This is a genomic window from Streptomyces sp. Ag82_O1-12 (assembly GCF_900182715.1).
Taxonomy (GTDB): domain Bacteria; phylum Actinomycetota; class Actinomycetes; order Streptomycetales; family Streptomycetaceae; genus Streptomyces; species Streptomyces massasporeus.
The window spans coordinates 2,493,958-2,506,016 of sequence record NZ_FXUW01000001.1 but is presented as its reverse complement, the minus strand read 5'-3'; the positions used below and the strand labels follow the sequence as shown (position 1 = coordinate 2,506,016).

Annotated in this window: 12 protein-coding genes and 1 pseudogene; 7 read left to right on the top strand and 6 right to left on the bottom strand. The window is 71.5% G+C overall.

From position 1 onward, the window contains the following. Positions 1–20: 20 nt before the first annotated feature. Both QOL88_RS11535 and QOL88_RS11530 read left to right on the top strand, forming a co-directional pair. Positions 21–752 (top strand): 2OG-Fe dioxygenase family protein, encoded by a 732-nt coding sequence (locus QOL88_RS11535; RefSeq protein WP_257027717.1) that lies wholly within the window; start codon positions 21–23, stop codon positions 750–752. 50 nt (positions 753–802) lie between these two features. Continuing rightward, positions 803–1,771 carry a DMT family transporter gene (locus QOL88_RS11530; protein ID WP_097216354.1) on the top strand — a complete coding sequence of 323 codons (969 nt, stop codon included), beginning with the start codon at positions 803–805 and terminating at the stop codon, positions 1,769–1,771. Here the strand turns inward: QOL88_RS11530 and QOL88_RS11525 are convergent. Then, positions 1,706–2,698 (bottom strand): helix-turn-helix transcriptional regulator, encoded by a 993-nt coding sequence (locus QOL88_RS11525; RefSeq protein ID WP_097216353.1) that lies wholly within the window; start codon positions 2,696–2,698, stop codon positions 1,706–1,708. The genes QOL88_RS11530 and QOL88_RS11525 overlap by 66 nt on opposite strands. 296 nt (positions 2,699–2,994) lie before the next feature. Here QOL88_RS11525 and QOL88_RS11520 point away from each other — a divergent pair, with 296 nt between their 5' ends. Both QOL88_RS11520 and QOL88_RS11515 read left to right on the top strand, forming a co-directional pair. Beyond that, the gene (locus QOL88_RS11520) at positions 2,995–3,138 is read left to right on the top strand and encodes a hypothetical protein (RefSeq protein ID WP_179878837.1); all 144 of its coding nucleotides are present in this window, start codon (positions 2,995–2,997) and stop codon (positions 3,136–3,138) included. Positions 3,139–3,142: 4 nt separating this feature from the next. Then, positions 3,143–3,955 carry a type 1 periplasmic-binding domain-containing protein gene (locus tag QOL88_RS11515; protein ID WP_179878712.1) on the top strand — a complete coding sequence of 271 codons (813 nt, stop codon included), beginning with the start codon at positions 3,143–3,145 and terminating at the stop codon, positions 3,953–3,955. Positions 3,956–3,972: 17 nt separating this feature from the next. Here QOL88_RS11515 and QOL88_RS11510 read toward each other — a convergent pair. After that, a pseudogene (locus QOL88_RS11510) lies at positions 3,973–4,325 on the bottom strand (ATP-binding protein); the annotation flags it as partial. A gap of 123 nt (positions 4,326–4,448) precedes the next feature. Between QOL88_RS11510 and QOL88_RS11505 the strand changes: the two are divergent. Next, positions 4,449–5,297: a helix-turn-helix domain-containing protein gene (locus QOL88_RS11505; RefSeq protein WP_097216352.1), complete on the top strand. Its 849-nt coding sequence runs from the start codon at positions 4,449–4,451 to the stop codon at positions 5,295–5,297. Next, positions 5,257–5,535 carry a DUF397 domain-containing protein gene (locus QOL88_RS11500; protein WP_097216351.1) on the top strand — a complete coding sequence of 93 codons (279 nt, stop codon included), beginning with the start codon at positions 5,257–5,259 and terminating at the stop codon, positions 5,533–5,535. The genes QOL88_RS11505 and QOL88_RS11500 overlap by 41 nt, the downstream gene beginning before the upstream one ends. On the opposite strand, the gene QOL88_RS11495 is transcribed toward QOL88_RS11500, so the two are convergent. Then, positions 5,519–6,688 (bottom strand): steroid 3-ketoacyl-CoA thiolase, encoded by a 1,170-nt coding sequence (locus QOL88_RS11495; protein WP_097216350.1) that lies wholly within the window; start codon positions 6,686–6,688, stop codon positions 5,519–5,521. The two genes, QOL88_RS11500 and QOL88_RS11495, sit on opposite strands and share 17 nt — an antisense overlap. Before the next feature lie 218 nt (positions 6,689–6,906). On the opposite strand from QOL88_RS11495, the gene QOL88_RS11490 reads away from it, so the two are divergent. Beyond that, positions 6,907–8,142, top strand: coding sequence for a cytochrome P450 (locus QOL88_RS11490; RefSeq protein ID WP_097216349.1), 1,236 nt, complete (start codon positions 6,907–6,909; stop codon positions 8,140–8,142). A gap of 240 nt (positions 8,143–8,382) precedes the next feature. Here QOL88_RS11490 and QOL88_RS11485 read toward each other — a convergent pair whose 3' ends face one another. The 3 genes from QOL88_RS11485 to QOL88_RS11475 are packed head-to-tail and all read right to left on the bottom strand — an operon-like array spanning position 8,383 to position 12,016. Continuing rightward, positions 8,383–9,231 (bottom strand): ECF transporter S component, encoded by an 849-nt coding sequence (locus QOL88_RS11485; RefSeq protein ID WP_097216348.1) that lies wholly within the window; start codon positions 9,229–9,231, stop codon positions 8,383–8,385. Then, on the bottom strand, positions 9,228–10,892 hold the full coding sequence (locus QOL88_RS11480; protein WP_097216347.1) for an ABC transporter ATP-binding protein: 1,665 nt from the start codon (positions 10,890–10,892) through the stop codon (positions 9,228–9,230). Before QOL88_RS11480 ends, QOL88_RS11485 begins: the two co-directional genes overlap by 4 nt. Then, positions 10,889–12,016 (bottom strand): energy-coupling factor transporter transmembrane component T, encoded by a 1,128-nt coding sequence (locus QOL88_RS11475; protein WP_097216346.1) that lies wholly within the window; start codon positions 12,014–12,016, stop codon positions 10,889–10,891. Before QOL88_RS11475 ends, QOL88_RS11480 begins: the two co-directional genes overlap by 4 nt. Positions 12,017–12,059 lie beyond the last annotated feature (43 nt).

Below are 12,059 nucleotides of genomic sequence, written 5' to 3'. Positions count from 1 at the left end.
TCCTCCCCCTGGAGTACGCCGTGACCACTGCCGCCATCCAGCACCCCGCCGCCGTCGATGCCGTCAACGCTCTTGCCGGGCCCGGCGGTCATCTGATGCCCGCCGCACAGCTCTCCGCGCTGGCCGGTGTCGGCGCCGCCGACTGGGCGCGCTTCGCCGCCCACTGGGACGAGCTCACCCTCGACACGTACATGGCCGACGGAGGAACGTACCGGTTCCGTCGCTACGGACAGTTCGAGGTCGACCCGGTCGAGGGCGAACTCACCCTGCTTCCGCACGCGCCGTACCGTCAGGAGTCGGACATCAATCCGCTCAACGGCGGCGTCGAGCGGGTGTTCGACCCGCTGACCGAGTCCTTCGTCGATGACCCGCTGCTGCGTTCTGTCCTCGTCGAACTCGGCCGGATCTTCACCGCCGTCGACGGCACCGAGTCGTGGAACGTGAAACTGCACCCGTACCGCATCAGCGCCTCCGCGGATCAGCAGGGCCAGCCGGCGCCCGAGGGCCGGCACCGTGACGGCGTCACCTTCATCACCTCGCTGCTGATCGGCCGCAGCAACGTCACCGGCGGTGAGAGCGGCGTCTACTCCGACGAGGGTGAGCACCTGCTCACGGTTACCCTGTCCGAGCCCGGTGACCTGCTGCTGGGCGACGACCGCCGCACGCTGCACTCGGTGACCCCGGTGCGGCCGGTGGACCCCGAACTCGCCGCTCACCGCGACGTCCTGGTGATCGCCTACACCGCGCGCTGAGCCGCCGCTCCAGCTGCACACCTCATCGTCCGCCGCCTTAGGAGTCCCACATGAGCGTCAACGCGGCCCGCCGCGCCTGGCTGACCGATCTGCCCGTCCTGCTGGTCGCGGTGGTGTGGGGCTCCAGTTACCTCGCTGCCAAGGACATCACCACAACCCAAACCGTCCTGGCCGTGCTCGTCCTGCGATTCGGGGTGGTGCTGCCGGTCCTGGTCGTCACAGGGTGGCGCAAGCTGCGGGCGCTCGATGCAGCACAGATACGGGGCGCCGGCGTCCTCGGGCTGATCCTTTCCGGGATCTTCCTCCTGGAGACGTACGGCGTCGTGCACACCTCCGCGACCAACGCCGGGCTCATCATCAGCCTCACCATGATCTTCACGCCGCTCGCGGAGAGCCGGCTCACCGGCACCCGGCCCTCCCGGTCGTTCATCGCGGCCGCGGGGCTCTCGGTGCTGGGTGTCCTGCTCCTCACCCAGGGCGCCGGGTTCAGCGCACCGTCCCTCGGTGATCTGCTGATGCTGGGCGCGGCCGTGGCCCGTACCGTGCACGTCCTGGCGATGTCGCGCATGCGGTCGGTGCAGGGTGCGGATTCGATGTCGATGACCACGGCCCAACTGGGCAGCGCGGTCATGGTGTTCGCGCTGTTGTTCGCGGCGCCCGGTACCGGCAGCACCCCGTGGGCGGCCGCGGCGGACTTCGACGCCGGGGACTGGCTCGGACTGCTCTACCTGTCGGCGTTCTGCACCCTGTTCGCGTTCTTCGTGCAGATGTGGGCCGTACGCCGGACATCGCCCTCCCGGGTCAGCCTGCTGCTCGGCACCGAGCCGGTGTGGGCCGCCGTCTTCGGAATCGCACTCGCCGGGGACCGGCCGGGATGGCCAGGGCTGCTGGGCGCGCTCCTCGTGCTCGCGGGCACGGCATGGGGCCGTAGCGCAGCCGCCCCGCGGCAGACGTCAGTCGTCGAGCCAGCCGAGCCGGACAGCGCAGACACCAGCCTGGAATCGGCTGGCCGTTCCTAACCGTTCGGTCAGCTCGGAGACGAGGCGGCGGACCGTGCGCTCGGAGACCCCGAGCTTGCGGGCCATCGCCTCGTCGGTGAGTCCGCCCCCGAGCATCCGCACAAGTTCGCGGTGGCGGCCGGTCGGGTGCCAGTCGCCCTCGGGGCTGTCGGTCGCGGACTCGGTCAGCACGGCGGAACTGGCCCAACAGTGCTCGAAGATCCCCCGGAACACCCCGACCAGCGTCTCGCCCCGCAGCACGACGGCGGCGATCTCCTGGTCCGATGCCTGGGACGCGGGCACGATCGCCAGCGAGCGGTCCACCACGATCAGCCGCAGCGGCAGGGTGTGCGCGGTGCGGACCTGGGCGCCCGCGCCGTTCAGCCGCCGCAGATAGGCCGCCATGTGCGGAGCGGCGGCCGCCGAGCTCAGATGGACGGTACGCATCTGTACGCCGCGGCCCAGCACGGTCCGGTCGCGTTCGAGTCCCGCCTCGACCATCCCGGCGGGCAGCGCGCGGCCGGGATGCAGCGAGAGCACCTCCTCCTCCGCCCGCCGCGAGGCGTCCTCCAGGACGGCAGACACATTGGCCATACCATTCACCACCTCCATCTGCGCGGAGGCCAGGTCGCGGGCGTGCACCGGCTGGAAGTCCGCCAAGACCCGGGCGAGCGAGGAGCGTGTCTGTCGGACGGTGGTCAGCAGGGCGTTCGTGTGACGTTCCTCGTCGAGGAGCAGCTTGCGCAGCGCGGTGTCCGGGGCGAGCGCCGTCCAGCCGTTGCGATTGTCCGAGGACGGTACGAACAGGCCGAGTTCGCCGAGCAGCCGGAGCGCCTCGGCGAGTTCCGTCCCGCTCCAGCCGCGGTTCTCGGTGAGGGTCTCCGGGCACCAGGCCGCGTTGTCGAGAGCGAGCCGGTAGAGCTCCTGCGCTCGGGCGCGTGCGTCCATGTGGAATCGTCCCCCTACTGATTCACGAGCGCCGTCCCCCTGACGCTCCGTCGGGGATCTTAGGAACGGTCCGGCCATCGGAAAAGCCACCGTCCGTTATACGGACTGCCGGACGGTCCCTGCGCCGCGCCCCGGCCGTCGTCCGCCCCTGGCCATGACCGGTCCCGGAACTCCCGTCGCCGTAGCCGCGAACGGCCTCGCCATCACATGCTGAGCCCCCGGCGTTCGCCGCTGACCACACACTCGACGACCGTCGCGACGACGACCTTTCGGACGACAATCCAGGGGGACCCCTCATGTCTGCTTCTTCTCTTCTGCTCCGTGGCCTGTTCGCGGTGCTCGCCACGGCCCTCGTCCTCGGTGGCGCGCCGAGCACCACGACGAACGGCACCGAGGCCCTGGCCGTGGCCGCGAGCAACGACTCGCTGATCTGGGGATGAGCCGATGGCCGGACCGAGAGTCGCCGTCGTCGCACCGCTGACCGGTCCGCGTACGGACTGGGGGGCGACCCTTCTCGGCCATCTGGAACGGGTCAGAGCCGCCCGCCCGGAGGCCGCAGAATGGGATGTACATGATGAGACGCCGGGGGTCGCCCGTACTGTCGCCGCCGACGGTTACGCGGCGGTCGTCGGCCACACCGACGCGGCGGGGGCCCGCCGAGCCCTGCCCGTGTACGAGGCCGCGGGGCTGCCCTGTCTGATGCCGTTCGTACGGGCCGGCGCTCCCGCGCTGAGCTGGGCACCCGACGGGGACGTGCTGGCCCGCAGGATCGTCGAAGGAGCACTGGCCCTGGGGGTGAACGCCCTCGCCATCGCCCAGGACGAGGAGCCCGGCTGGGTGGCTCTCGCGCGCGCGGTCGGAGAGGAGGCCGAGCGGGCGGGACTCGCGCCGGGCCCCGGTGGCGCGCTGGCGGTGCTGGCATCGCAGGACCGCTTCGCCCGCTTCGTGCGGGGCGCGGGCCCCGTCCTCGTCCCTACGGACTGCGGGCTGGTCTCCTTCGCTCAGCTGCGCCACGCGGCATCGGACCGCGAGGTGTGGGCCGTCCACCCCCAGATGTGCGCGGCACGCCGGGTGAGAGCCGCCGTCACGGCACTCGCGCAGGCGCTGTCCGAGGCTCCCGCACTGCGCGGTACGGCACTGCTGGATGCCGTACGAGTCCGCTCGGGGACCCTGCTCACCGCCGAGGGAGCCCCCTTGGGCGACGGCTGGCTGATCTCCCGGCTGCCGTGGGCGTGCACGGCGGCGACCCCGCTCTGACCCGGCACGGGTGCCTCGCACTCGAACCAGACCGTCTTCCCGCCCTCGCGCCACACCGACACGCCCCACTTGTCGACCATCGCGTCGAGCAGGAGGAGTCCCCGTCCGTTCTCGGAGTCCGGGTCCGGCGTGGCGGGCGTGCGGGGGAGTTCATCGCTGCCGTCCGTGACCTCCACCCGTACGCCGGTGCGCTGCCGCAGCAACAGCAGCGCGCAGCGGCGGTCCGGGACGTGCCGTACGACGTTGGCGAGCAGCTCGGTCACGCCCAGCTCGACGGCGTCCGACAGCTCGGGCATGTCCCACTCGCCGAGGAACGAGCGGACGATACGGCGGATATGGCGGGGGCGTGTTCACCGGCGGTGAGGCGCATCGCGTACTGGGCGGGAATGTATTCGTTCACAGGACGAGGCTGACGTGCGGTGACTACCCTCGGCTACGGAACGGATACAACTGGTTCCGTTGTGGACCGAGTTGCGTGAGAGGGGCTTCTGCCGTGACCCACATCAACGCCCTTGACCCGGGTGCTTCTCCGCTGGACTACTACGGCTACGAGCTGCGGCGGCACAGGGAGGCCGCCGGGCTGACGCAGCGGCAGTTGGGGGACATCCTCAACTACACCGGCTCCTTGGTGGGCCAGATCGAGACGGCCAGGAAGCTTCCGACGCCGGAGTTCAGCGAACGGGCGGATGCGGCGCTGGGAACGGACGGAATGTTCTCCCGGCTGGTCGAGCTGGTGCTGCGTAGCCGGCTTCCGGCTTGGTTCCAGCAGGTGGCGGAGCTGGAGGCGCGAGCGACGGAGATCAGTACGTTTCAGATGGGCATGTTGCACGGCTTGCTCCAGGCTGGCACGTACGCGCGAGACACACTCGGCGCGCTGGACCGGACCGACCTCGACGACCGGACTGCTGTTCGTCTGGCTCGTCAGCGCATCTTCGAGAAGGAGGAGCCGCCGGTCTTCTGGATAGTGCTGAGTGAGGCCGCGTTGTATCAGGAGATCGGCGGTCCCGAGACCATGCGCGGTCAACTGGAGCACCTGTTGGCCTTCGACAGCAACCCTCGGATCAATGTCCAGGTGTTGCCCTTTTCGGCCGGAGCACATGCGGGGCTTACAGGCTCGTTCACCCTCTTCCGCTTCGCGAGCGACCCGGCCATCGTCTACACCGAGGGCTATGGCAGCGGGCACCCCACCGCGAATCCGGACACCGTCAAGGACTGCTCGCTCCGTTACGATCATCTACAGGCCGCCGCGCTCTCCCTCAGGGACTCGGCGAAGTTGATCCGGCGAGTGATGGAGGAACGCTATGGCGAGCATCGCGATTCCGGCGGAGACTCAGTGGCGTAAGTCCAGCTACAGCAGCGATCAAGGCGGCGAATGCGTCGAATGCGCGCCGATCGGCACGCTGGCCTGGCGTAAGTCCGCGCACAGCGGCGACCAAGGCGGCGATTGCGTCGAGATCGCCGAAACCCCGCACGCCACCGTCGCAATACGCGACAGCAAGAACCCGGCGGGACCGATGCTCACCCTCGATCCCGCCGCCTTCACCACGTTCGTCAACTGGACGTCTACAACCGCTGAATGATCGTGCCGGTGGCCAAGCCGCCCCCCGCACACATCGTGATCAGCGCGAACTCCTTGTCCGCGCGCTCCAGTTCGTGAAGCGCCGTCGTGATGAGCCGGGCCCCGGTCGCTCCCACCGGGTGCCCGAGCGCGATCGCGCCGCCGTTGACGTTCACCTTCGACAGGTCCTGGTCGAAGACCCGCGCCCAGCTCAGCACCACGGACGCGAACGCCTCGTTGATCTCCACCACGTCGATGTCCTTGAGGGACATCCCGGCCTTGCCCAGCACCGCCTTGGTCGCGTCGATCGGGCCGTCGAGGTGGAAGTGGGGGTCGGACCCCACCAGCGCCTGGGCCACGATCCGGGCCCGGGGCCTCAGCTTCAGCGCCCGGGTCATCCGCTTCGACGCCCACATGACCGCCGCCGCCCCATCGGAGATCTGCGACGAGTTGCCCGCCGTATGCACCGCCGTCGGCATGATCGGCTTCAGCGCGGCCAGCGCCTCCGCCGTCGTGTCGCGCAGGCCCTCGTCCTTGTCGACCAGGCGCCACATGCCCTGCCCGGCGTGCTGCTCCTCCTCGGTCGTGGGGACCTGGACCGCGAAGGTCTCTCGTTTGAAGCGCTCCTCCGCCCAGGCGTGGGCGGCCCGTTCCTGCGAGGCGAGGCCCAGCGCGTCGACGTCCTCGCGGGTCAGGCCCCGGTGGCGGGCGATGCGCTCGGCCGCCTCGAACTGGTTGGGCAGGTCCACGTTCCACTCGTCGGGGAACGGCTTGCCCGGCCCGTGCTTCGAACCCGACCCCAGCGGCACCCGCGACATCGACTCCACCCCGCAGGAGATGCCGACGTCGATCACCCCGGCCGCGACCATGTTGGCCACCATGTGCGAGGCCTGCTGGGAGGACCCGCACTGCGCGTCCACGGTCGTCGCGGCCGTCTCGTAGGGGAGGCCCATGGTCAGCCAGGCCGTGCGGGCGGGGTTCATGGACTGCTCGCCGGCGTGGGTGACCGTACCGCCGACGATCTGCTCGACGCAATCGGCGGGGATGCCGGTGCGGCCGAGGAGCTCGCGGTAGGTCTCGCCCAGGAGGTAGGCGGGGTGCAGATTGGCGAGCGCGCCGCCGCGCTTGCCGATGGGGGTGCGTACGGCTTCGACGATCACGGGTTCGGCAGCCATGGGTGCGGGTCCTCTCCGGGAGGCTCAGCGGAACTAGTACGCGTTCTAGTTCTGTGAGTAGTGTGCTGAGGGCCGCTCGATGCCCGCAAGGGTCGTGCGGGCAATTGGCGGGCCCGTGCCTCTTGCGACTTGTAGAACCCGTTACTACCGTCACCGCAACTCCGCACAGCTGATGGGCCGTCAGACCTCAGAGTCAGTACGAGTGGTGGGAGCCGCCCATGCCCTGTCCCGCGCTGCCCGAGGGGTTCGACTTCACCGACCCCGACCTGCTGCACCACCGCGTGCCCCTGCCGGAGTTCGCGGAGCTGCGCCGGGCCGAACCGGTCTGCTGGGTGGCGCAGCCGACCGGTCTCGCCGGCTTCCAGGACGACGGCTACTGGGCGGTCACCCGGTACGCCGACGTCAAGTACGTCTCCACGCACCCGGAGTTGTTCTCGTCGTCCCTCAACACGGCGATCATCCGCTTCAACGAGCACATCGAACGCGACGCCATCGACGCACAGCGGCTGATCCTGCTGAACATGGACCCGCCGGAGCACACCCGGGTCCGGCAGATCGTGCAGCGCGGGTTCACCCCCCGCGCGATCCGGGCGCTGGAGGACCGGCTGCGGGCCCGGGCCCACTCCATCGTCGACTCCGCCCGCGCGCACACCGGGCCGTTCGACTTCGTCACCCACGTCGCCTGCGAACTGCCCCTCCAGGCGATCGCCGAGCTGATGGGCGTCCCCCAGGAGGACCGGGACAAGATCTTCGACTGGTCCAACAAGATGATCGCGTACGACGATCCCGAGTACGCCATCACCGAGGAGGTCGGCGCCGAGTCGGCCACGGAGATCATCGCCTACGCGATGAACATGGCGGCCGACCGCAAGCAGTGCCCGGCCCACGACATCGTCACGCAGCTCGTCGCGGCGGAGGACGAGGGCAATCTCAGCTCCGACGAGTTCGGCTTCTTCGTGCTGATGCTGGCCGTCGCGGGCAACGAGACCACCCGCAACGCCATCACCCACGGCATGCACGCCTTCCTCACCCACCCGGACCAGTGGGAGCTGTACAAGAGCGACCGGCCCGAGACGGCGGCGGAGGAGATCGTGCGCTGGGCAACCCCGGTCGCCGCCTTCCAGCGCACGGCCACCCAGGACACCGAACTCGGTGGCAAGCGCATCCGCGAGGGCGACCGGCTGGGGCTGTTCTACGCCTCCGCCAACCACGACCCCGAGGTCTTCGACGACCCGGACACCTTCGACGTCACCCGCGACCCCAACCCGCACCTCGGGTTCGGCGGCGGCGGTCCGCACTACTGCCTGGGCAAGTCCCTCGCCGTGCTGGAGATCAACCTCATCTTCAACGCGATCGCCGACGCCATGCCCGGGCTGAGGCTCGTCGGGGATCCGCGCCGGCTGCGGTCCGCCTGGATCAACGGGGTGAAGGAGCTTCCGGTGAGCACCGGCTGACGTCCCCGCCCGGTCCGGCTTGTCCGGCAGGTCCGAATATGACGAAGGCGACGGCCCCGGGGATCAGGGGACCGCCGCCTTCGGTCTGTGGGGGCGGCTCCACAGAAACAGCCATGCCCGATGCGTGCAACGACCCCTCTTACTAGGTCCGGCAGCATGTGCCGGGCGGGCCGCCGCCTGTGACCGGGGCCTTGTTGCTACGGCCCGGCTTCGTATGTGCCGCGGGTCACGTGGGCAGCCTCACTCCCTGGCCGGGTCGAACGCGACCGGCGTCTCGAAGGCCGCCCGGCGCGTGGCCCGGCGCAGCGCCCTGAGCACCGCCGGACCGAGGGTGAGCGTCAGGACGACCGTGACGACGGCCCGCCCCAGGTCCCAGCCCAGCGACGTGGCCAGGCAGTACGCGACGAAACGGGCCAGGTTCGCGGCGACCGGCGCGTGCGGGTCGAGGGCCACGTTCGAGGCGAGGGCGCTCATGAACGGCCAGCCCGCCATGTTCATCACCGTGCCGTAGGCGAACGCGGCGAGGAAGCCGTAGCCGGCGAGCATCGCCAGTTCACCCCGGCCGCGCAGCCGGTCCGGACCGGGCAGCAGTCCCGCGCCCATCGCGAACCAGCCCATCGCCAGCATCTGGAACGGCAGCCACGGCCCGACCCCGCCCGTGAGCAGCGCGGACGCGAACATCGTCACCGAGCCGAGGACGAACCCGAAGCCCGGGCCGAGCACCCGGCCGCTCAGCACCATCAGGAAGAACATCGGCTCGATACCGGCGGTACCGGCGCCGATCGGCCGCAGGGCCGCTCCCGTCGCGGCCAGCACGCCGAGCATCGCGACCGCCTTCGGGCCGAGGCCGGACTCCGAGATCGCCGCGGCCACGACCGCCACGAGCAGCACGAGGACGCCAGCGAAGAGCCAGGGCGCGTCCTGGGCGTGCGCGCTGAGCCGCGAGGTGGGCGGGGCGAGGAAGGGCCAGCCGAAGCCGGCCACACCCACCGCGCTGACCAGGGCCAGCGCGGCGACGGAGCGGGGGCCGAGCCGGACGGCCCGGGCCTGCCGCCGCGCGGGCGGGCGGGTGGTCGCCTGGAGACTCATCGGCCGGGCCCCTCCAGTGCGGTGCGGACCTGGGCGACCGTGAGCCACTGCTGGGGCGCGAGGATCTTGGTGACCTGCGGGGCGAAGGACGGCGAGGAGACGACGACGTCCGCCGTCGGGCCGTCCGCGATCACCTCACCCTCGGCCAGCAGCACCACCCGGTGGGCGAGCTCGGCCGCGAGCTCCACGTCGTGCGTCGCCAGGACGATGGCGTGGCCCTCGGCGGCCAGCGCCCGCAACACCGTGACCAGGCGGGCCTTCGCCGCGTAGTCCAGACCCCGCGTCGGCTCGTCCAGCAGGAGCAGCGGGGGCCGGGCGGTCAGTACGACGGCCAGGGCGAGCGCGAGCCGCTGCCCTTCCGAGAGGTCCCGGGGGTGGGTGTCGTCGGTGACGCCGGGCAGCAGCTCGGTGACCAGGGCCCGGCAGGTGCCGGGGTCGGCGCCGGCGTCCTGGTCGGCCGCCGCGCACTCGGCGGCGACGGTGTCGGCGTAGAGCAGGTCGCGGGGTTCCTGGGGGACGAGGCCGACCTTGCGGACGAGGTCCTTCGGGGCGGTGCGGTGGGGGGCGGCTTCGCCGATGAGGACGGTTCCGGAGCTGGGCTTGACGAGGCCTACGAGTGAGTTGAGCAGGGTGGACTTTCCGGCGCCGTTGCGGCCCATGAGGGCGATGGTCTCACCGGGGGAGATGGTGAGGGTGATGTCGTGCAGGGCTTGGATGCGGGCGCGGGTGACCGAGAGGACTCGTACCTCGCCTGAGGGGGTGGGGGGCGCCGAGTGTTGGCGAGTGCGGGTTGTCCGTGGTTGATCGCGCAGTTCCCCGCGCCCCTGAAGGGCGCTGCCCTCGCGTGCCTCAAGTCGTTGGCGCAGATCCCCCGCCCTGCGGCGCGCGTCGCGGACCGTCAGGGGCAGCGGGGACCAGCCCGCCAGGCGGCCCAGGGCCACCACCGGGGGGTACACCGGGGACACGGCCATCACCTCGGCCGGGTCGCCCAGGATCGGGGGTGCGCCCGGGGACGGTAGCAGGACGACCTGGTCGGCGTACTGGATGACGCGTTCCAGGCGGTGTTCGGCCATGAGGACGGTCGTGCCGAGGTCGTGGACGAGCCGCTGGAGGACCGCCAGCACCTCCTCGGCGGCTGCCGGGTCGAGTGCGGAGGTCGGCTCGTCCAGGACGAGGACGCTCGGGTGCGGGGTGAGGACCGAGCCGATCGCGACGCGCTGCTGCTGGCCGCCGGAGAGCGTGGCGATCGGCCGGTCGCGCAGGCCGGCCAGACCGAGCAGGTCCAGCGTCTCCTCGACGCGGCGGCGCATCACGTCCGGGGCGAGGCCCAGCGACTCCATGCCGTAGGCCAGTTCGTCCTCGACGGTGTCGGTGACGAAATGGGACAGCGGGTCCTGGCCGACCGTGCCCACCACGTCGGCCAGCTCGCGCGGCTTGTGGGTGCGGGTGTCGCGGCCGGCGACCGTGACCCGGCCGCGCAGGGTGCCGCCGGTGAAGTGCGGGACGAGCCCGCTGACCGCGCCCAGGACCGTGGACTTGCCGACGCCGGACGGACCGGCCAGCAGGACGAGTTCGCCTTCCGGGACCTCGAAGTCGATGCCCCGGACGGTGGGTTCGCGAGCCCCGTCGTACGTCACGGAGACATCCTCGAAGCGGATCACGACGGCTCCTTGGGATCGGGGGCGACGAACGCGGGCAGCAGACCGAGCAGTACGGCCGCGGCCGGCCAGAGGGGGAGGGTCGGGGCGACCAGGGGGACCACGCCCGGGTGCAGGGCCGCGGGGTCACGGGCCGCGGCGAGGGCGAGCAGGGCCGCGGCCGCGACGCCGGAGGCGACGACCAGCCAGGCGCGCACGTCCCAGCGGTCCGGGCGGTATCGGGTGCGCGGCGAGCGGCGTCCGCCGAGTCTGAGACCCGCGAGGGCGGCGGCGAGACCCGCGAGGAGCAGGGGGAAGCCGTAGGCCGCGCCTTCGGCCGTGAGCAGGCCGTACGTTCCCGCGCAGACGCCGAGCAGACCGCCGAGGGTGAGGGCGGCGGTGGTACGCCGTACGGCGGGCGGGACCTGGGCGGTACGGCCGTAGCCGCGGGCGTCCATCGCGGCGGCGAGGGAGACCGAGCGCTCCAGCGCGCCCTCCAGGACCGGGAGGCCCACGTGCAGCAGGCCCCGCAAGCCCTTGTCCGGACGGCCGCGCAGACGGCGGGCGGCGCGCAGACGCTGCACGTCGGCGATGAGGTTCGGGGCGAAGGTGAGGGCGACGACGACCGCGACGCCCATCTCGTACAGGGCGCCCGGGAGCGACTTGAGGAGACGGGAGGGGTTGGCGAGGGCGTTCGCGGCGCCGACGCAGATGAGGAGGGTGGCCAGGCGAAGACCGTCGTACAGGGCGAAGGTGAGGGCCTCCGCGGTCACGTCGCCGCCGAGGCGGATGCCCTGGGCCCAGGCGGGGAGGGGGAGTTCGGGGAGGGTGAGGAGGGTGTGCGTGCCCGGGACGGGGGAGCCGAGGACGATCGCGAAGAGCAGGCGGATGAGGATCACGGCCAGGGCGAGTTTGACGAAGGCGCCGTAGGAGCGGGACCAGGGGGTGTCGGGGCGGCGGGTGGCCACGACGTAGGCGGAGACCGTGATGAGGAGGGCGAGGAGCAGAGGGTTGGTGGTGCGGGTGGCCGCCGTGCCGAGGGCCAGTGCCCAGAGCCACCAGGCTCCGGGGTGCAGTTGTGCCCGGCGCCGGCGCCCGGGCCGGGGTGGGTGCGCACCCCGGCGCCGCGGCGTGTCGCCCGCGCCCACCCTCTCCATCGCCCCGGCGGCACGACTGCCCACAGGTCGGGCG

Bases quoted from the DNA above. Each gene is read 5' to 3' on its own strand.
- QOL88_RS11530 (WP_097216354.1), top strand. From the start codon at position 803: ATGAGCGTCAACGCGGCCCGCCGCGCCTGGCTGACCGATCTGCCCGTC.
- QOL88_RS11525 (WP_097216353.1), bottom strand. From the start codon at position 2,698: ATGGACGCACGCGCCCGAGCGCAGGAGCTCTACCGGCTCGCTCTCGAC.
- QOL88_RS11520 (WP_179878837.1), top strand. From the start codon at position 2,995: ATGTCTGCTTCTTCTCTTCTGCTCCGTGGCCTGTTCGCGGTGCTCGCC.
- QOL88_RS11515 (WP_179878712.1), top strand. From the start codon at position 3,143: ATGGCCGGACCGAGAGTCGCCGTCGTCGCACCGCTGACCGGTCCGCGT.
- QOL88_RS11500 (WP_097216351.1), top strand. From the start codon at position 5,257: ATGGCGAGCATCGCGATTCCGGCGGAGACTCAGTGGCGTAAGTCCAGC.
- QOL88_RS11495 (WP_097216350.1), bottom strand. From the start codon at position 6,688: ATGGCTGCCGAACCCGTGATCGTCGAAGCCGTACGCACCCCCATCGGC.
- QOL88_RS11490 (WP_097216349.1), top strand. From the start codon at position 6,907: ATGCCCTGTCCCGCGCTGCCCGAGGGGTTCGACTTCACCGACCCCGAC.
- QOL88_RS11485 (WP_097216348.1), bottom strand. From the start codon at position 9,231: ATGAGTCTCCAGGCGACCACCCGCCCGCCCGCGCGGCGGCAGGCCCGG.